General features: G+C 41.1%; 20 protein-coding genes. 6 read left to right on the top strand and 14 right to left on the bottom strand.

The genetic code is table 11. The features are described from left to right. Positions 1–10: 10 nt before the first annotated feature. The 7 genes from CSV73_RS13120 to CSV73_RS13090 all read right to left on the bottom strand — a co-directional run bounded on the left by CSV73_RS13120 (position 11) and on the right by CSV73_RS13090 (position 5860). Positions 11–850, bottom strand: a complete 840-nt coding sequence (locus CSV73_RS13120; RefSeq protein ID WP_099627825.1) for an ATP-binding cassette domain-containing protein — start codon at positions 848–850, stop codon at positions 11–13. Continuing rightward, on the bottom strand, positions 843–1709 hold the full coding sequence (locus CSV73_RS13115; protein WP_085132379.1) for an alpha-D-ribose 1-methylphosphonate 5-phosphate C-P-lyase PhnJ: 867 nt from the start codon (positions 1707–1709) through the stop codon (positions 843–845). Before CSV73_RS13115 ends, CSV73_RS13120 begins: the two co-directional genes overlap by 8 nt. After that, positions 1699–2814: a carbon-phosphorus lyase complex subunit PhnI gene (locus CSV73_RS13110; RefSeq protein ID WP_099627824.1), complete on the bottom strand. Its 1116-nt coding sequence runs from the start codon at positions 2812–2814 to the stop codon at positions 1699–1701. Before CSV73_RS13110 ends, CSV73_RS13115 begins: the two co-directional genes overlap by 11 nt. After that, positions 2815–3411: a phosphonate C-P lyase system protein PhnH gene (gene phnH / locus CSV73_RS13105; RefSeq protein WP_099627823.1), complete on the bottom strand. Its 597-nt coding sequence runs from the start codon at positions 3409–3411 to the stop codon at positions 2815–2817. 36 nt (positions 3412–3447) lie between these two features. Beyond that, on the bottom strand, positions 3448–3870 hold the full coding sequence (gene phnG / locus CSV73_RS13100) for a phosphonate C-P lyase system protein PhnG (RefSeq protein WP_099627822.1): 423 nt from the start codon (positions 3868–3870) through the stop codon (positions 3448–3450). A 137-nt stretch (positions 3871–4007) separates the two neighbouring features. After that, positions 4008–4700: a GntR family transcriptional regulator gene (locus tag CSV73_RS13095; protein WP_099627821.1), complete on the bottom strand. Its 693-nt coding sequence runs from the start codon at positions 4698–4700 to the stop codon at positions 4008–4010. A 260-nt stretch (positions 4701–4960) separates the two neighbouring features. Next, positions 4961–5860 (bottom strand): DMT family transporter, encoded by a 900-nt coding sequence (locus tag CSV73_RS13090; RefSeq protein WP_099627820.1) that lies wholly within the window; start codon positions 5858–5860, stop codon positions 4961–4963. Between the two features lie 134 nt (positions 5861–5994). Between CSV73_RS13090 and CSV73_RS13085 the strand changes: the two genes are divergently transcribed. From CSV73_RS13085 to CSV73_RS13070, 4 genes are all read left to right on the top strand, one after another. After that, positions 5995–6429, top strand: coding sequence for a hypothetical protein (locus CSV73_RS13085; protein ID WP_099627819.1), 435 nt, complete (start codon positions 5995–5997; stop codon positions 6427–6429). A 140-nt stretch (positions 6430–6569) separates the two neighbouring features. Next, on the top strand, positions 6570–7412 hold the full coding sequence (locus CSV73_RS13080) for a YitT family protein (protein WP_085132372.1): 843 nt from the start codon (positions 6570–6572) through the stop codon (positions 7410–7412). A 349-nt stretch (positions 7413–7761) separates the two neighbouring features. Beyond that, entirely contained in the window at positions 7762–9294 is a 1533-nt protein-coding gene (locus tag CSV73_RS13075) for an AbgT family transporter (RefSeq protein WP_085132371.1), read from the top strand. Between the two features lie 117 nt (positions 9295–9411). Beyond that, the gene (locus CSV73_RS13070) at positions 9412–9981 is read left to right on the top strand and encodes a nitroreductase family protein (RefSeq protein WP_099627818.1); all 570 of its coding nucleotides are present in this window, start codon (positions 9412–9414) and stop codon (positions 9979–9981) included. 107 nt (positions 9982–10088) lie between these two features. Here the strand turns inward: CSV73_RS13070 and CSV73_RS13065 are convergent, their stop codons facing one another. Then, positions 10089–11630 (bottom strand): BCCT family transporter, encoded by a 1542-nt coding sequence (locus CSV73_RS13065; protein WP_199093108.1) that lies wholly within the window; start codon positions 11628–11630, stop codon positions 10089–10091. A 515-nt stretch (positions 11631–12145) separates the two neighbouring features. On the opposite strand from CSV73_RS13065, the gene yedE reads away from it, so the two are divergent. Together yedE and yedF are read left to right on the top strand one after the other, a co-directional pair. Continuing rightward, positions 12146–13354, top strand: a complete 1209-nt coding sequence (yedE, locus tag CSV73_RS13060) for a selenium metabolism membrane protein YedE/FdhT (RefSeq protein ID WP_099627816.1) — start codon at positions 12146–12148, stop codon at positions 13352–13354. After that, a complete protein-coding gene (gene yedF, locus CSV73_RS13055; protein ID WP_099627815.1) occupies positions 13344–13583 on the top strand; it encodes a sulfurtransferase-like selenium metabolism protein YedF in 240 nt (79 codons plus the stop codon). Before yedE ends, yedF begins: the two co-directional genes overlap by 11 nt. 62 nt (positions 13584–13645) lie before the next feature. Here the strand turns inward: yedF and CSV73_RS13050 are convergent, their stop codons facing one another. The 6 genes from CSV73_RS13050 to CSV73_RS13025 form a co-directional block, all read right to left on the bottom strand. After that, positions 13646–15268 (bottom strand): BCCT family transporter, encoded by a 1623-nt coding sequence (locus CSV73_RS13050; RefSeq protein WP_085132366.1) that lies wholly within the window; start codon positions 15266–15268, stop codon positions 13646–13648. A 110-nt stretch (positions 15269–15378) separates the two neighbouring features. Then, positions 15379–16461 carry a tartrate dehydrogenase gene (locus tag CSV73_RS13045; RefSeq protein ID WP_099627836.1) on the bottom strand — a complete coding sequence of 361 codons (1083 nt, stop codon included), beginning with the start codon at positions 16459–16461 and terminating at the stop codon, positions 15379–15381. Between the two features lie 17 nt (positions 16462–16478). Then, positions 16479–17924: an aldehyde dehydrogenase family protein gene (locus tag CSV73_RS13040; RefSeq protein WP_099627814.1), complete on the bottom strand. Its 1446-nt coding sequence runs from the start codon at positions 17922–17924 to the stop codon at positions 16479–16481. Continuing rightward, the gene (locus CSV73_RS13035; RefSeq protein ID WP_085132364.1) at positions 17917–19011 is read right to left on the bottom strand and encodes an aromatic ring-hydroxylating oxygenase subunit alpha; all 1095 of its coding nucleotides are present in this window, start codon (positions 19009–19011) and stop codon (positions 17917–17919) included. Before CSV73_RS13035 ends, CSV73_RS13040 begins: the two co-directional genes overlap by 8 nt. A gap of 47 nt (positions 19012–19058) precedes the next feature. Continuing rightward, positions 19059–19307 (bottom strand): ferredoxin, encoded by a 249-nt coding sequence (locus tag CSV73_RS13030; protein ID WP_085132363.1) that lies wholly within the window; start codon positions 19305–19307, stop codon positions 19059–19061. A gap of 25 nt (positions 19308–19332) precedes the next feature. Beyond that, positions 19333–20367 carry an NAD(P)/FAD-dependent oxidoreductase gene (locus CSV73_RS13025; protein ID WP_085132362.1) on the bottom strand — a complete coding sequence of 345 codons (1035 nt, stop codon included), beginning with the start codon at positions 20365–20367 and terminating at the stop codon, positions 19333–19335. Positions 20368–20491: the final 124 nt, after the last annotated feature.

Below are 20491 nucleotides of genomic sequence, written 5' to 3'. Positions count from 1 at the left end.
GCAGCTCCTCCTATAGTAATGAGTACACCAGTTGTTGTGTATACGCATGTTGTGGGTCTTCTAAAACTTGATCTGTCAAACCTTCTTCAATTATTTCGCCGTTTAACATGACAATAGTACGGTCAGCCAGCATCCGAATCACTGCCAAATCATGTGACACCACGATCATGCTGATTTGTAGTTCTCTTTGGATTTTTTTGATTAAATCTAGTACATTTGCTTGCACCGACAAGTCTAGCCCAGTTGTTACTTCATCCAAAAACAAAATAGGTGGGTTATTCGATAACGCTTTAGCAATTTGTACGCGTTGCTGCATCCCACCCGAAAAATTTTCAGGTTCCTCTTTCATGCGATGCAACGGAATATGAACATTCGTAAGCAACCTTTTTCCTGTGGCCTCCATATCCGACACATTTCGATTTCCTGCCGCAATTAATTTTTCCGCTATATTGCCAATCGATGAAAAGTTCATCTTCAGCCCGTGGACGGGATTTTGATACACCATGCCATAATCATGATTTCGAATCAACCGCTTTTGCTGAGAGGATAATTCAAAAACATTTTCATTTTCTTTCCCCGGTCGGTTAATGTATGCCGCTCCGGATGTGATGTCGGTATCAAAATATAAGCACTGCATCATCGTCGATTTGCCGCTTCCACTTTCTCCAACAATCCCCAAAATTTCTCCACGATAAAGATCTAAAGAGACGTCTCGCACGGCAAAAACTGTTCCACAATTTTTACAGTAATTTTTCTCCAAACTATTTTGCTGTATATCTCGGCATACAAGACAGCCCGCGCCATATTGCTTACGCAAATTCTTAACCTGTAAAATCGGAGTTTCATGCATATGTGCTTTCCACCTCGACTTTCTCTTGTTTATTTAATTGTTCTATACAATAAGCCGAATCGTTGCACTGATAAATCGTTTCACTCTTTTCGTGATCTATGAGTTCATCCAGGAAAACATCTACTGCTCCACATAAATGACAATGAGCTCCTTCAAAAGATTCGACAGTAAATGGATAATCATCAAAAGCTAACGATTTGACGGATGTATATGGCGGTACAGCATATATTTTCTTTTCTCTTCCTGCTCCCAGAAGGATCAATGCTTCAGAATGATTCATTTTTGGGTTGTCGAATCTTGGAATCGGGCTTGGCGCCATGACATAACGATCGTGAACGGACACGGGATGATCAGCAGTTGTCGCCGTTTTTCCATACTTCATAATTTGCTCGAACAACATCAGCCATGCACCACTATAATCATCTTCTGCGTGCATACATTTTGTCACATACTCTCTAGCTTCAATGGCACGCAGAGGTTCTGGTATCGGTACTTGTAACACAAGAATTTGCTCTTTCGTCAATGAACATTCCGGAATCCGGTGCCTTGATTGAATGATGTCCGCTTGCTCTGTACACTCTGTCAGTTGTACACCCGTTGTATCTTGAACTAGCTTTTTGATACTCACTGCATTGACCGATTCATCAGAGCCTTGGTCGATCACTTTCAGCACATCTGTTTGGCCAATAAGCGAAAGTGTAAGCTGCAAACCACCTGTTCCCCAGCCTCGTGCAATGGGCATTTCCCTAGAAGCAAATGGCACTTGATAGCCTGGAATCGCTACAGCTTTTAGAGTAGCGCGACGAATTTCTTTTTTTGAACCTTCATCAAAAAAAGCAAAATGCGTGTTAGCCTTCATTGACCTGCACCCCTTTCTTCACTTGCCGAATACTGTCTAATTTAGATTGGAACGTCACGTAATGTGGTAGCTTCAAGTGGGAAATAAACCCACTGGATTCCACTGAATCAATGTGAAGCAGTACAAATTCTTCATCATGCGTTGGAAATTCATCATTTAGGTGTTCTAGACATTGATCGAGAATACTCATTGCAATCGTTTTGGTTTCATTTTGTCCATAACAAATCCCATACCCAATCTCAAATTCCAGTTCGTCTTCATTGTGTTCTTTTTTCACATTGACGGGCACAAACGATTCTACTTCGGTTACTTGAATGTCACCGATATAAAACTCTTCGTCCGCTGAACCATCTTCCTCGTTCGGATGCTTAACGTAAATCGGTAGTGAACCTACACGCACTTCACCTACAGTAGGATGGACTTCTCCATATCCACGCAACGAGGCATATGCCAAAGAAGTGAGCGCACCTGTTTGTCCGCGGGTCAGGACTTGCAGTCTCGCACTGCGGCTTGCCGGAAATTCCAAACTTCTTTTCGTAATATCTTCAGGTTCTGTATTATCCATTTCATATTGTTCAAACAATCCTTCTTTACGAAGGTACTCTACAACTTTCGGATAGCGTTCAATCGTTTCTTCCACTTTCACCTCTTGAAGTTCTTTAGCATAGCTGTGCAGCCAATGCGTATTATCAGCTTTTTTTTCATTGATCAAATCAAAATCTAAAAGCCGATGTGTATAGTCATACGTGGCACCCAATAATTGACCGCCTGGTATATCTTTAAAGCTTGCAGAAATTCTTCGTTCTACAAACATCGCTTCTGTTTCAACTGACTGGCTGTAATACAATCTCGGCAAGGTAGATCGGTGGGCACGCATAAGGAATACTGCTTCTTCCATGCTTCCCTCTGCTTGCTTGATCGCCAATGCCGCCAATTGCGGTGAATATAAACTACTTTCCGACATGACTTGATCAACCAAAGCTCTCATCGTCGACAAAATAGTTTCTATTTCAAGGATGGATTCCCCTTTGAGTCGTTCAAATTTCACTCGTTTGATAGAAGCCTCTATCGCCTCTGTGCCTCCTTTTACAGGAACATAACCCACTTATCCCACCTCCTTACATGCCACTGCCGTTGTTCTGGGTACGCAAGCAATTTGTGAATCTTGATCTATAAAAATCAAGTCGATTCCCATCGGAAATTCTTTCGTTCGCTGATTTCGTGCTTGCCATAATACTTCTAGAAATCCTGTTTGCAAGAGCACTTCCGTTTGAATACCCGGACCTTTTAAAACCGTTTGACCATCATTTTGTAAAACAGGACTTTCAACAAGCCAAGTGGAAGATTGCTGTGGATCGATGAGAGAACCGATTTTACAACGTTCCATAGCCTGTTGTATCTCTTGCTCATTGTCTTCGTAAAGGACTATGACAAAATCAGCTTCATGAATGGCTGCATATTTAGCAGACGTATATTCCGATATCTTTTCTATTAGCTCTTGGTGTTCATTGGATATAATATGGAAAGTGGCCTCTCCATCCAATAATGCCATGGCAGTTAAAAGTAAAGCTTCACTGCACGGAATAGAATAATCCATTCGTTTCATCGGTTCAGTAATGGATGAAATCGTGCCAGGTCGTGACATACTATGCAGTAATTTACGATAGACATATTGCAAATCATGTACTTTATCAATCGCCATACTCTCTCTCCTGTCTACTTTGTTTCAAGTAAGTATTTATATTTCCATCGTTTCAAAATTGACTTTTGTACCGATTAATTCTGCTTGTCGTCTTGCTTTTTCTTTTCTGATTTCATCCTCAGCAGCAATCAACTGGGGTTCCCATAGAGACGTTTCAGGCAACTCGGCTTTATACGCTGCATCGATGATTGCCAAATGCTTAGCAAGCTCCTCTTCCATCCCCGCGACAATGCCGATGCCGATGCGATTGGCAATTTCCACTTTTACTTCCGTTACCAGGACTTCACCCATATAGAACAAGGAATTCTTAGCCGTTTCACGCATTTTGATCATCGTCATTCCATATTGAGGCGCTGTAATTTCACGACACTCATATGCAGCCGTTATGGTTTCAGCAAATACTTTTGCAAGATGGCCTCTTTCTTGAATAAGAATTTCCGTTCTTTTTCTTCTTTTCATATGTGCTCCCTCCTTTTCTATAAATTAATAGTAACTTGTCGCCAAGTTGGTGAGTTTTAAGATACGGTTAGTATATTGTAAACATCCTTTACAATTGGACATAAAAAAACAAGCAAGGTGGAGAGACCTTTGCTTGTTTATGAATTCATTGTAATATCATATTTGAACTTATCGCTGCGATATAGCACTTTAGTATATTCAAGCACCTTACCAGTTTTCTGGTCCACACAGTCGCTTTCAACCATTATGAGCGGGACCATGCTTTTGCAAGATAACAATTGTTGCTCGCCAGCAGTTGGAAATGTGATGCTTAGCAGGGATTTGCGGCTGTTAAATTCTCCATAGCCAAGTTTCCGATAATAGCCAAACATTGATTGGATATCGAAGCCATCTTCTTTAATACGCGGTATAGTCGTCTCGCTGACAAAAGAATAATGAATAGCAATTGGCTCACCGTCAATCAAACGCAATCTTCCTATTTTGTAAATAGCGTCTGATTTCTTCGTTTCCAATACTTGATACATATGTTCGTCGTACGTTATTTTTTCACAATCTATCGTGCGGGTTTCCAATTCATACCCTAAAGCCTTCATCTTTTCAGTAAAACTCGTCCCCGCAGTTAAAGACAGCTGAATTTGTATTGCCTGCTCTTTTAGAAACCGTCCTTTGCCTTGTTTTAAATAAATAAAACCCCGTTCCTCTAACTTTGTTAATGCATTCCTAGCAGTTATCCTGGGTACATTATGTGTTTTTGCCAGAATGTTTTCAGAGGGCAATCTTTCCCCATATGCGATAGTCTTTGAAACAATTTGTTTCATCAGTTCATCCATAATGATTGTTTCCTTTTCCGTAGAAATGATAGCCATCTCCCTTTACGAACTGTTATAGCAGACATATTTTCTATCATATTGTACTATACTTCGGATTTGAAAAGATAAAAGATAGCACATAGGAATTCAGCAAATCCCTATAAACTCAACCTATTTTGAATGAGTCGACACTGTACCAATAAAAGGTATTACGTCAATTTTTGATTGTTTTATGAGGTTTGAACTATTGGAGCAGTAACTCTTCTTTTTCTTCAATACTCCTAATCATTATTATCGATCAATGTAACAGGAACCTTCTTTTGATAATTAACAAAGCAAATACTGACAACGACTAACAACAAGCCTACCCATAATGTATGCGTCATCGGTTCACCGACAAATACTGTACTGATAAATACAGAAATGACGGGGACTAAAAAGGTAAAGACAGCCACCTTGCTTGCCTCTCCCGCACGAATCAGCGAATAATAAATGATATAGGCAACAGGAATTCCCAGCGTTGCGCCAAATCCAAGCCCGAATAAATACATTGGATGCCACTCTATTGCAGACCAACTCTCTGTAATGGTACTGAGTACAAGTAGCACCACACCTCCTATAGTAAATTGCATCGCAACCATCCAATACGCATCGATTTCTCCACTTACTTTCTTCACATACGCGACGCCAATTGCCCAAAAGAAAGCTGTCAGTACACCTAATAGCACACCCAGTATGGAAATATGAGTAGTGAAGTGCTCAACACTCACTACAATAATTCCGATGAATCCAATTAACAGGCCCGTTACTTTAATTGGAGTCATTCTTTCATCCAGCCACATCCAAGCAAATAACCCGAGAAGAACCGGCTGGAAATATACGAGTACAGAGAATAACCCGCCTGGTAAATAGTGAAGTCCAATCGTATGCAATCCGAAAAACAGGACGGTGTTGAACAAAGCTGAAATACAATACTTCCGCCAATGTTGACGCCATTGCAATCTGTCACGCAGTTTTATAATCAGCAATGCAATTAAACAACCGCCAAGCAACGCACGCATTCCCGAGAATAATAGTGGCGGTGCATACACGATAGATAGTTTGTAAATCGGCCAGCTAATCCCCCAGATCATTACTAAAACTGCCAACGCTACGGAAGACTTTGTAAATAGCTTGTTCACTCCTCCATCCTTTCTATTTATATTAATCATTTGAATCTAGTCTATTCTCGTAATCTTTTTTATGACTCTAATCAAAGACAAAGGTTTTCTTTTTTGCAAAAGTTCCTTATGATTACTAATGGAGGCGATTTTTCTTGAAAAAACTATTTGCCATGATGATAACTGTTGCGGTATTAGCAGCTTGTAGCAATGAAGAGCCAAAAGAATCAGTTGAATCAACGAAGCCAGCAGAAGAGACAGCACCGATAGAACAAGCAAGTGACGAAGTGGAAGAAGGTTTAAAAGCAGATACGGTAGAACGAGAGTATGCTGCATTCGCTGATGATGAAGTACCCGTCAATTCCAAAGTGAAGTTTCTTGGAATTGTAACGGCTATTAACGAAGATACGTTTACCGTGGAAAGCAAAGCGGTCGAATCGTCGGATAAATTTGTATATGTAAAAGATATCCGACTAGGAGAACGTACGGATATTATGGAAGGCTTCGAAGTTTCCGTTTATGGTACGTATGATGGTAAAGACGATGAAAATGTACCAGTCATTAAAGGAATTTTTATTGACGCTGACTGAAAATCCAAAGAATCAATCAGAACTGGTTACTTTATACGTTTTGATAGGGAGAACAACAGGTAAAGTACTGTTGCAGTAGTAGTGCCACAAGAATACAAAAGCACTATACGAAAATGCCGCTTTTAGAAAGAGGGGATTGAATGGAACGAAGACTACTTGATTACACCACTTTGATTTTAGGGTCATTCCTATTCGCAATTGGTATTAACTACTTTGCGATTCCGAATATGCTATCTGAAGGCGGCGTCATCGGGATTACTATTATTACATACTATTTATTCGAATGGTCACCTGGACTTGTCAGCTTCATCATCAACTTAGCACTTGTTGCAATCGGGTACAAATTCTTCAGTAAACGGACGATTCTCTATACGGTCATCACTATCATATTCTCATCCATTTTCCTTGAGCTGACGAAGAATTGGGGAGAACAGTTAGGTAGCGATACATTACTGGCTGCGTTGTTTGCTGGTTTATTTGTTGGTGGTGGTCTCGGAATGATCTTTCGTGTTGGCGGTACTTCTGGAGGTGCGACTACAGTGGCACGGATGCTTCAGCAATGGCTCGGCTGGAGCGTCGGGAAAGCAATGTTAGTCATCGACATTTCTGTCATCTTATTATCGGCTTTTGTAATCGGTAAAGAAAAAGCAATGTTTACACTCGTTGCTGTTTACGTGGGTGCAAAAGTGATCGACAAAATCGTCGACGGGGCAGATGATCGAAAAGCTGTGATGATCATTTCGAAACACCAAGAAGACATTCGACAAGAATTACTCACTACGATGGGCAGAGGTGTGACGATTCTCGATGGACGTGGCGGCTATACGCTCGAGAAACAAGCGATTTTATATATTATTATCAACCAAGCTGAAATTGTTCAATTGCGACGTATTTTGGAACAGGTAGATGAAGATGCATACGTTACAATCAATAATGTACAAGAAATTTTTAAGCGTGGATTTAAGGAAAGGCCACTAAAATAAATTGTTGCCACAGTCTTTGGAAGGGCCGATAAAGTTATCGCTACTAATTATGGTTCCTGCTTCGCAAGCAAGAAAGCATCTATTTTACTTACTTGTAGGATATTGGTAACTAATGTGAAGTTATACTAAATGATTAGCACACGCCTACCTATTATTTTATTTGGTAGGTTTTTTCTTTCGTTTTTATACTATTCACCCTCCTCGCAAGAGTCGCAACTATCTTCCAATTTAATTATTTCAATAAAGCATTTCCCTGTAATGAGTTCTTCTATATACTTGATAATATCTGAAAAATTTATACTTTTTCGTGATGTATTGAATAGTATTTTTCAAGTGGGAGGAGATTATCATGGATCAACAGAAAAAAGGATTTTTCCAAAAGTTTTTGGATATGATTGAGAAAACTGGTAACCGATTACCACATCCGGTTACGTTATTTGCTGTTTTGGCTTTGTTGGTAATCGTCATCTCAGCAGTAGTCTCTTACTTCGGAGTTAGTGCAGAACATCCGGGTAAAGAAGGCGAAATGATTGAAGTAAATAACTTACTAAGTAGTGAAGGTATTCATTACATCATTACGAATATGACCGATAACTTCATCGGGTTCGCTCCGCTTGGCGTCGTACTCATCACGATGCTTGGAATTGGTGTTGCGGAAGGGTCAGGATTGATCAGCGCGTTACTTCGCGGCTTTGTAATGTCTGTTCCAAAACGAATGATCACGCTTGGATTAGTGTTTGCAGGCGTTATGTCGAGTGTGGCGTCTGACGCGGGCTATGTTGTCCTACCGCCACTAGGTGCGGTATTGTTTGCAGCACTTGGTAGACACCCTCTTGCGGGTCTAGCAGCTGCCTTTGCCGGGGTCTCCGGTGGATTTAGTGCAAACTTGTTACTTTCTGGTACCGATGCATTACTTGGCGAATTGACGATCATGTCAGCAGCGATCATCAATCCCGAATATGCAGAAGGTATGAATATTGCCATGAACTACTACTTCATCGCATTTTCAGTTATCGTTCTGACATTCGTTGGTGCGTGGGTCACAGAAAAAATTGTCGAGCCACGTCTTGGCGAATATAACGGTGAATTCCGTGAGAAAGTTGAAAAGCTAACTCGTCTTGAAAAGAAAGGTTTGATTTTGGCAGGTGTTTCTGTCATTGTTGCAGGAGCGTTGGTTGCGCTTCTTGTCGTATTCCCTGGTGCTCCATTGCGTGGGGATGAAGCAGATATGCCAATCATTAAATCACCATTCATGAAATCGCTTGTGCCGATCATTGCGTTCTTGTTCTTTGTGCCGGGTCTTGTCTACGGTAGAGTAACGAAACTGATTCGTAACGACAAAGATGTAGCCGCTATGATGTCCACGACGATGTCTGCAATGGGAATGTTTATCGTCTTATCCTTCACGGCAAGTCAGTTCGTTGCATTTTTCTCAGAGTCCAACATGGGCTTAGTGTTAGGTGTCTACGGTGCAAACTTCCTTGATAGTATTAATTTAACGGGGATTCCGTTGTTACTGATGTTCATCCTAATTGCAGCATTCATCAACTTGTTCATCGGTAGTGCATCTGCGAAATGGGCCATGATGGCACCCGTCTTCGTGCCAATAATGATGCAGCTCGGCTATTCCCCTGAACTGACGCAAATGGCATATCGTGTAGCAGATTCTTCAACCAATATTATTTCACCGCTTATGACTTATTTTGCGATCATTATTGCGTTTGCGCAGAAGTACGATAAGAAAATGGGGATTGGAACGCTCGTTTCCGTTATGTTCCCTTATTCCATGTTCTTCTTACTATTCTGGAGCGCAACGTTAATTATTTGGATGTTGCTAGGAATTGATCTCGGACCTGGCTCCCCTATTTATTATTTGAAATAAGATCATCATTACCCCGGAAGAGCATCCTTTGCTCTCCCGGGGTTTTTTATGATACGATAGTAGTTGATAATGATTTTCATTTAGAATGATTCTATTTAGTTAAAGGAGTTTTACATTATGAGCTATGTAGGGAAAAACGAAGTAGAAAAGTCGATCATAGGCAGACGCTCCATTAAGAAATTCAAAACAGATCCAGTTGATATAGATGAAGTGATCGAATTACTGAATGTTGCAAAGTGGGCACCTAACCATAAATTGACTCAACCATGGCGTTTTCAGTTATACTCAGGCGCTGGCAAGGAAAAGTTTGTGGAAGCGTTTCTAGCTTCACAGGAACGAGACGGTACCTTACCAGACAAAGCTAAAAACAAAGCAGCATATTTCCGTGACATTCCACTTCACTTAGTCGTCATTATGCCGGAAGATTCCCGTAAAAAACGATGGGATGAAGACTATGCAGCAATTTCCGCAATGGTTCAGAACTTCCAACTCGCTGCGTGGGAACGCGGTATCGGTATGATCTGGCGTACTAATGATTGGACGCACGATCCTATATTTAAAGATGCAATCGATGTAGCACCAGACGAAAAAATTGTTGGGACATTGATGATTGGCTACCCTGCCCATATTCCTGATGCTGAGAATAGGAAGGACATAGAGGAAGTACTTACTATTATCAATGAATGATTTCCAATTAAATAGCGGAGCCCCCCATCGCCTGCTTGTCCGTACATGGCAAGCAAGAAATGAGGGGCTCTTTTATTGATACAACAAAACTTTATTTATTACATGCATTACTTACTTTTGACTATCCCTTGCTCAACTGCTAACTCTTTGGCTACCTTAGGAGCATACCAAATAACAGGAAGTAATAGAATGGATACCGGGACGGCCGCGATGACTACAAAGGACTGTAACGCTCCAATTCCACCCCCGCCAATCTTTATAAGTATCGTGGCAATTGCCGCCATGATAATAACCCAAAATACACGAATTAATTTTGGTGGATTTCCCTCACCTGTTACGGCCATTGAAATTGAGTAAGACATGGAATCCACCGTAGTCACCACAAACAAAGTGGTTAGTATCAAGAAAACAGACGGCATGATAGTTCCAAGTGGCATCTGCTCTGCTATGGCAATAATTGCACTGGGTAAGCCGCCTTCAGTTAACGGTTCACTCACAGACCCCGCATTTTTCAACTCATAGAATATACCGCTTCCTCCTAGAATTGTGAACCAAAGATTGGCTACAACGGGTGCAATAATGGCGACTACAACAAATATCTCTCTGATCTTTCTTCCATTGGAGATCCTCGCTACGAATAGCGCCACTAACGGCCCAAATCCGATAAACCAACCGAAGAAAAATAACATCCATGAGCCAAGCCACGCATTGTCCCCGCGAAATGTACTGATAGTAATAAATTCACTGACATACGTTCCATAAGAAGTCAGGAAAGAGTTGATGATGAATAGCCCCGGCCCGAGCAATAATAGAAATACAGCGATTACTGCTACCATATTGACATTCAGCTTACTTAAAAATTGAATTCCTCTATTGATGCCGGTAAGTGTGGAAACTAGAACAACTCCAGTCAAAATAACGATGACAGCGAGCTGTGTAGTAAATTGGTCGGGAATTCCGAAAATAGAACTGAGCCCATAGCTAACTTGTAAACCAAGGAAGCCGATCGGACCAATCGTTCCTGCCGCAGCTCCGATTATACAAAACACGTCTGCCGCTGTGCCCCATTTACTTGTCAAGATTTTTTCTTTCAAAATAGGATACAGGAGAGTGCGGGGTTTCAAAGGCATACCTTTATGCTTGTGCGCATAAATCAGTATGATTGCACTGATCGCTCCATACACTGACCATGCAGTAAACCCCCATGACATATAACTTTGGGCTAGTGCAGGACCGATTGCTTCTTCTGTCCCCCCTGTGATTCCTTTATGCATGGGAGGGACGTCCAAAAAGTAATACATAGGCTCTGCTGCCGCCCAAAAAACTCCTCCCGCTCCAAGTCCAGTAGTCAAAATAACTGCTACCCACTTAAAATAACTCATTTCAGGTTTTTGAGAATCTCCTAAACGTACTTTTCCGTACTTGGATATGGCTAAAACTGCTCCGACTACGAAAGTCGCAATCATTAAGAACTGCCAATAAGCTCCAAAGTAGCGAATAGATAATTCAAACCCCTTATTCACAAATGCATTTACCGCTTCCACTTTAAAAAGTGAAAACAACACAAATGCCAACAATACTCCTCCACTACATATAAACACCGGCCAATCAATCTTTTTACGTATGAACTGCCAATACTCTTCTATTATATTTCTCCTCCGTTCTATTTCTAAAGCTCTTTCGACCCGTCATAACCTGGCGATTGTTAGTAAAAGTATCGTCCGCGTCAGCAGTCCGTATACCATACTATGATTTCATCTGCTTCAACCCCGGTATGACAGCACTCGATAAAAAGTACACCATATTCCCTTCCGGTTATGTCCAAGTACAGGAACGTAATGAAGAAAAACTGTTCCCGTACTATAATAGATATCATCATTACAGACACATTCAAATTCTCGTTATGCTCTTCCTCAAAAGAACCTACGTTACAGACTATAACCTTGTTTTAAAATTGTCAACTTAACATATATATCAAATTAATCTGTTAACAATCTTTATTTCTCTTTGTTTTAAAGTGAAATGCTTAGGCTACACATCATTACATTTGATCGAATACCATAGTCTATTATGCCGAGTTTTTGAATAAACTTTATTCACATTGCACTTGATTTCTCGTCATTTAGGTTTACACTAGAAAAAGAACTTTTTAAGGGGCTATCATATGAAATCGAGCATACAATTTATCTTTCAACGCTATTGGAATCCCTATCTCGTCTTATTGATGGCTGGTATTCTGAGTGCATTATATTTTGGCTTAACATCAACTGTATGGGCGGTTACCGGTGAATTTACCCGGCTTGGTGGAGATATTTTACTGCTGTTCGGAGTAGATATCTCAGACTGGCAATACTTTGATATGGTACATCTACAAGGTACAACGTGGAATCGGCCGGATGGCTGGATTGTCTGGGGAATGTTTGCAGGCGCGCTCATTATGGTGTTGCTTAGTAATAGCTTTAAAATCCGTCTCCCGCAGCAAAAGCGGCGCTATGTACAAGGATTAATCGGTGGAATTATCGCGGGATTCGGTGCACGTTTGGCACTCGGCTGTAACTTGGCTGCTTTCTTCACGGGTGTTCCGCAATTTTCCTTCCACTCTTGGATTTTCATTGTGGCGACAGGTATTGGTACATTCTTCGGTGCTAAACTAACTAAAACACGTTGGTGGAAAGGCAAGCCTTCGTTGATTCGAGGGAATGCAAAGCCAACACAGCTAAAAAAGCGTATAATTCAACCGTACGTTGGTGGAGTCATCGCCGCTCTTTACATCGGACTCATAATATACTTCTTTATTTCAGGACAAAAACTACTTGGCTTAGGTGCACTATTTGGTCTCGCATTCGGTATTCTAATCGAACGTGGACAAATTTGTTTCACTTCTGCATTCCGTGATTTATTTCTCGTGGGACGCAGCATCATGGCCAAGGCGATCATCATAGGAATGGCCGTCAGTTCTATTTTGACGATCATTGTCATTTCAATCTATGATTTAACACCGATCACACAAATCGCCGCTCTTAGCACATTTGTCGGCGGTGCATTATTCGGACTTGGCATTGTTATGGCTTCAGGCTGTGAAACAGGGATGATGTACCGCTTGATGGAAGGTCAAATACTGTTTTTACCAGTGTTTGTGGGCAATATCATCGGTGCTACGTTCCTTGCCTATGCATGGGATCACCTCGGTGTTTATAATGTATTAGTCAAGAGTGGCACGAAAATCAATCTACTCGATACGCTGGGACCGATTGGTGCCATCTCTATCACACTGTTAATGCTTGGGGGGCTCTATGCGTTAACTGTATTTGGGGAAAAACGCTATCAACGAAAACTAGCAATTAAGAGAGGAATGAGCATACATGCAAGCTAAATTAGAAGCGGACTTCACACTCGACCTTCGCGGCGAATCCTGTCCCTACCCTGTTATTTACACTTTGGAAACTCTCGAAGGTATGAATAAAGGCGAGCTGCTACAAGTCATCACCGATTGCCCCGGCTCTTTCCGCAACGTACCCGAAGAAGCAATTGCTCACGGTTACAAATTTGCCCAAGACCCTGTTAAAAACGGACAAGAATATATATTTCATATTTACGCATGAGAAAAGGCAGCTTCCTGTGAATGGGAGCTGCCTTTTCATTCTCAAAACTGAAAATCGCAAATCTAAATCAAGTTTTCTTTTTCAATGACTTTGGCTGTCTTTTTATTCTTCGTACCTCTTTCAATAGTGATTTCAACGGTTTGTTCTTCTGGTTCTTCATATGGCGCTCCCTCATAAATATGGATGCCATCTCTTTCACCTTGGCGCACCCACTTCATGAATGACGCAACCATTAATAGTATGATAAAGACCAGAGGTAATGCCGTAATGATGGATAGAGTCTGTAGAGCCTCTAAGCCATCGCCATACATTAAAACAATTGAGATGCTTGTTAAGATGATTCCCCAGAATACACGGTACCATCTTGCTGGCTCTTGACCTTCCTGTAAGTTTATAGACGCCACGTCTGACAATGTATAGGCAGCCGAGTTGACAGTAGTCGCAAGGAAGATAGCTGCAATCAGCAAGTATAGTACCATGACAATCCCACCAAGTGGTAATGCATTTAAAGAAGCTAAGATGGCAGCAGGAGCCCCATCTTTCTGAAGGATATCCAGTACAGGAACGATGTTATTCATTTGAAAATACATACTCGTGTTTCCGAAGATCGCGAAGGCAATCCAACAGCCAAATGTTCCACCTAGTAACTGTCCTAGAATTAGTCCCTTAATCGAACGACCTTTCGAAATACGAGCGGCAAACATGCCGGTGAAAGGTGCGTAAGAGAACCACCATCCCCAGTAAAAGAGTGTCCAAGTCTCACTGAAACCTGATTTCCCAACAGGGTCTGTATACAAACTCATTCTAAAGAAGTTTTGGAACAGTACACCGACACTGTCTGTAAAGCTTGAGATAATAAAGAGTGTAGGCCCAAAAATAAAGATAAAAACTGCAATAGCGATATAGAGATACAGATTCCAGTCGCTTAATAACTTCAATCCTTTTTTCAACCCGAAATAAAGGCAGATACAGAAGAATACCATTAATGTTACAACAATCGACAAATTCAATGTAAGCGTTTTCTCGACGCCGAAAAGAGCATGCACTCCTTCAGCTAACAATGGTGTTCCCAGAGCTAAAGATGTCCCAATGCCACCGATCAGACCGAACATGAAGCATACGTCAATCACTTTGCCAAGTAAGCCATCTGCTTTATCCCCTATGATGCCTCGGCAAGCCGTACTCAGTCGATAAGACTTTTGACCTTTGACGTATACTGCATATGCGATAGGAATGGAAGGTACACAATAAATAGCCCAAGCTGAAAAGCCCCAATGAAACATTCCATATGTAGAAGCAAAACTTGCGGCCTCAACGGACTCAGCTGTAATGCCATATGGAGGACTGGTATAATAAAAGCCCCATTCGATAATCCCCCAATACATAATACCTGACCCAATGCCCGCAGTAAAAATTAATGCTAACCAGCTAAAAGTTGAAAACTCCGGCTTCGTGTTCCCCAATCGAATCTTACCAAATTTACTGAAAGCAAGCCAAATCAAAAAGCCGAATAACCCCAAACAAACCCATAAATAAAGAGGACCGAAGTTTGCGGTGATCGAATTTAGAACCGAGTTTAAAAAAGAGGTTCCTTTAACAGGATTGATTAAAATAGGTACAGTCAGTATTGCAACTATTGACAAGGCAATGGCCAATATCTGTTTATCAATTGTCTCGAATCTCATATATACACTCCTTGTAACCCTCTGTGATTCAATCTAATTTCATTAATGGATCTCTTGAGTCGTACATTGTAATAAAACTATCGGTGTTGAAAAACACCGATAGGTTATAGTTAAACACGCGCCGTAATTGATTGCTCCAATAAAGTAATCAAACGATCGCCTACCTCCGAAGTGGAAGAACTTCCTTGCATATCAGGCGTTAAAACTTTATCTTCAACCAATAGTTGTTCTATGGCTTCTATTATCTTTTTTCCATACTGATCGTAACCGAAATGATCCAACATTTGACTTGCTGACCAGATAGTAGCTAGAGGATTCCCAACGCCTCTTCCTGCAATATCAGGAGCTGAGCCATGTACCGGTTCAAACATAGAAGGGAATGTGCCTTCAGGATTAATGTTCGCACCTGCTGCTAAACCAATGCCGCCTGCAATTGCTGCTCCAACATCCGTTAAAATATCGCCAAACAAATTCGAAGTGACAACTACTTCAAAACGTTTGGGATCAGTGATCATGAGCATCGCAGCAGCATCCACTAAATAAGAAGCGGTTTTGACTTCCGGGTATTCTGCACTCACTTCTTCAAATACTTGATCCCAGAAAACCATTGAATAGTTTAAAGCGTTTGCTTTACTGATACTTGTTAAGCTGCGTCCTTGTTTTTTTGCCGTCTCGAAAGCATAGCGAATGATTCGCTCTGTACCTTTTCGAGAGAATACACCACTTTGCAGAACCACTTCATGCTCTTGACCTTTAAATAGCCAATCGCCAGCACCCGAATATTCACCTTCTGTATTTTCACGAATGAACAGCATATCAATATCTTTGCGTTCGATATTCTGCAGTGGGGTATGTGCCCCTTCGAGCAACGTCACAGGACGTATATTGACATACTGATCGAAACTCTTACGGATAATCAACAAGAGATCCCACAAGGAAATGTGATCAGGAACACCTGGGAAACCAACTGCCCCTAAATAGATAGCATCGAATTCCTTTAGCTGCTCAATGCCATCTTCCGCCATCATCCGTCCTTGTTGTGTGTAATATTCACAACCCCATGGGAAATACGTGAAATCAAATGTGAAGCCGCCATCTAGTTCAGCAGTTTTCTTTAAAACCTTAATCCCCTCGTCAATAACTTCAGGGCCAATACCATCTCCTGCAATAACTGCAATTTTATACGTTTTCATTTTCAAATCCACCACTTTCATCCTTGATTCCAGACGACGAGTTTCATTTCTGTCATTTCTTCAATGGCATATTTCAGGCCTTCTCGTCCTGTTCCGCTCTCTTTCACACCGCCGTAAGGCATTTGGTCCACTCGATAGGTAGGCACATCATTGATAATCACGCCACCCACTTCCAAGTTTTTCGAAACATATAGAGCATGTTGTACATTATTTGTATAGATTCCCGCTTGTAAACCGAAACGAGAGTCATTGACTAACTCAACAGCTGTTTGCACGGAATCTACTTTATTCACCACGACAATTGGCGCAAACACTTCTTGGCAAGAAACTTTTAGTGCATGATCTGCATGTGCAATGATTGTAGGCTCCAAGACACCGTTTTGCGCATTGCCGCCTGCAAGAATTTCTGCATCACTTTTCTTTGTTTCTTCAATCCAGCTAAGTGTACGTTCCAATTCTTTCTTTGAAATCAACGATGAAATATACGTATCTTCTGCAAGCGGATCGCCTAACTTCAACTGTTTGGCAGCAGCCGCAAATTTAGTCGTGAATTCTTCGTAAAGATCTTCGTGAACGTAGATTCGTTGTGTTGAAATACATACTTGACCTTGATTCGAGAAAGCTCCCATAATACAGCGATCGATAATAGAGTCAATATCTATGTCTTTATCTATGATCAACGCAGAGTTAGATCCTAATTCCAATGTCGTCTTCTTCAGTCCAGCTTTATTGCTGATTCCGATTCCGACACTTGGACTTCCAGTAAACGTGACCATTTTAACACGCTCATCCATGACAAGAACGTCACCGATCACACCACCTGGTCCCGTGATGACATTTAGCACACCCGCCGGAAGACCAGCATCTTTAAATACTTCTGCGATGAATAAGGCAGATAAAGGTGTTTGAGATGCCGGTTTCAAGACGATTGGGTTCCCAGCAGCGATTGCGGGCCCAACTTTATGCGCCACTAAATTCATCGGGAAGTTAAATGGTGTAATGGCAGCGATTACACCGATCGGTTCACGTAATGTATATCCAATGCGTCCTACACCGCCTGAAGCAGCATCAAATGGAATCGTTTCTCCATGGATACGTTTTGCTTCTTCTGCAGCGAATTTATATGTCTCGATTGTTCTTAACACTTCAGCTCTTGCAAACATGATGGGCTTCGCAGATTCACTTGAAATGACTTTCGCAGCCTCTTCCGTTCTCTCAGCTAGTATACTTGCAACATTTTCTAATATTTCGGCACGTTTAAACGCTGGCATGTTACCGATAATTTTTCTAGCATTATACGCGGCTTCAATTGCTTGTTCTGTCAGTGCTTGATCCGCCATAGCAATATCAGCAATTTTTTCATTAGAGTATGGGGAATATAGTGGGGCATAATTTGGTGCTTCAACATATTCCCCGTTGATCATTAATTGTTTATTAGTTGTTCTATCAAGTAATTTATTCATTGAGCGCCTCCAGAACCATTTCATGGAATTGTACGATTGCTTGTTCAGATTGTGAGTAGCGGCCTTTCTTGAATGCACGTGATTTGAAGCCGAGTTGCTCTAATTCAACCAATTCGATATCTTCAAAGCGAACTTGCTCCGCGAACGTCATTAAGTCTTTCTCTTCCTGAGTCAATTTCTCCAAGCTGTCTTCGCTAAAGTAATACGTATAAACGATTTCAGTATTTTCTTCATCGATCGGGACTAACTGAATAGTAGCCATATTTGCAGGTCCCGGATAAATTGTCAGCATCAAGTTTGGCCATAACCAGAAGAATGACCCACCTTGCATTTCCGCTTCATCTAGATTTACTTCTCCGTATTGCTTATCAGGCTTCACCATAGAACCTTGGATTGAATAGTTCTCACACGTAATGATTTGATAATCATCCATGTCTAAAGTGTCAATAAAACTTGGATGCGCTACGTGACAATGATCACATTCAAGATAGTTTTCAATAAACGCTTTCCAGTTTGCTTTAATATGACGGGACTTCTTGTGAGTAAACTGTAAATTCTTCAAGAATTCAAACTTTCCTAGACGATCGAAGAAATCGCCATATGATTCAGCCAATGGTTTTGCGTTGTCATCCAAATTAACAAAAATTAAAGACTCAATTACTTCCATTCTGACGGAACGCAAGCACGCGTCTTGAACGCAAGCAGCATCTTCTTCACTACGGAAGTTCGGTGCTTTGTTTAAAGCCCCATCTGTTTTAAATGTCCAGCCATGATACGAGCATTGTAGAATTTTCTTTTTGCCCGAATCACTTTTCTCCAGTTTCGTCGCTCTGTGAGGACAAACATTATAGAACGCGCGTAGGACTTCATCTGTTCCGCGAATAATGATAAGTGGGTCATCGCCAATCTCAGCAGTAAAAAATGCACCTTTTTTCTCAACTTGGCTAACATGGCCGACTAATTGCCAACTCTTTGCAAAAATCATTTCTTTTTCTTTTTTCAGCACCTCTGGATCCGTAAATAGATTGTAAGGCATCGTTCTCTCGAAAGTTCTTTCCGTTGCGTTCTGTACTTTATTATAAGCCATTTTTCATTCTCCTTCAGAGTTATATTTTACAATTCATTTTTATTTCATTAACTAGCTTTAATCTTCTGACAGGAAAACGGTGTATCTGCCATTTTGATAGAGTTGGTCGGACAACCTTCAAACGCGTCTTCCAAATCCTCAATCAAATCTTCTGGAACTTCCGTAACCCCTTCATTGTCATCCAATAATGCAAAAGCAAATCCATCGGCAGTGTAGTCAAATAGTTCAGGAGCAACAGGATTACATGCTCCACAAGCGATACATGTACTTCGCTCCACCATTGTAAATTGCGCCATTTCCTAGCCTCCTATCTAAAATTAATCAGTTGACTCCAACTTTCACTTTCTTTGGTACTTCTTCCGCTTCCCCCATAACGCTAGTACTGTGTAGAGGTTGCATTTTTGCAGTCGGATCTATATATACTTTTGCGCTACTCACCGCAACAGGCGCTTCTCCAAAACCTGATGCAATTAGCTTAACTTTTCCTTCATATGTGCAAATATCGCCCACTGCGTAAAGGCCTTCAATATTCGTTTCCATTTTTGAATTTACCACTATAGAGTTTTTATCTATTTCAAGATTCCAGTCTTTGATAGGGCCTAATGATGAAACAAAACCATAATTGATCAATACGTCATCGACTTCGAGCTCTACTAACTCATCTGTTTTCGAATGCTTGATGATAACCTTTTCAACTTTCTCGTCTCCCACCAATTCAACTGGAACAAATGGTGTCAAACAATTCACGCTGGATTGTTTCAACAATTCTACGCTATGTTCATGTGCACGAAACTTATCTCTCCGATGAATAATGGAAGCCCTTTCGGCAATCGGCTCAAGCATCAATGCCCAATCTACTGCTGAATCTCCTCCACCAAACAAAGCCACTTTCTTGCCTTGGAACTGATTCATATTCTGAACGAAGTAATGAATATTTTGATTTTTGAACTTCTCTTCACTCTCGATTTCCATTTTCCTTGCTTGAAAAGCTCCGTTACCAGCAGTGATAATAATTGTTCGAGAATAATGTACCCCACTATTTGTAGTCAATTTGAAAACACCGTCATGTTCTTTCAAGACTTCCGTTACCGTCTCACCTAAGCAGATAGTAGTCTCAAATTGATTCATTTGTTCAACCAGATTGTCTACTAGCTCCTGAGCTCTAACTTTAGGAAAGCCCGCAATATCATAAATATATTTTTCGGGATATAATGCAGAAAGTTGACCGCCTAGTTGTGGTAAACTTTCAATAACTTTTACAGACATTTGTCGAAGTCCTGCATAAAACGCAGTGAATAAGCCGACTGGTCCTCCCCCAATAATTGTTATATCGCTAACTTCGGCTGCTCTGTTCATATTGTGCCTCCTTGTTGTCATTTTTATATATGGTTACCGGGCAATCAGGGAATTCCCTCATCCTTGCCACGTTACTAAATACTATTGCAAGTATCGTGCCAACTTTTGAGATTGGCATGGGAAT

Source organism: Sporosarcina sp. P1 (assembly GCF_002743155.1).
Classification (GTDB): domain Bacteria; phylum Bacillota; class Bacilli; order Bacillales_A; family Planococcaceae; genus Sporosarcina; species Sporosarcina ureae_B.
Note: the sequence above shows the minus strand (reverse complement) of the source record. Positions and strands in the feature narration are given on the sequence as shown.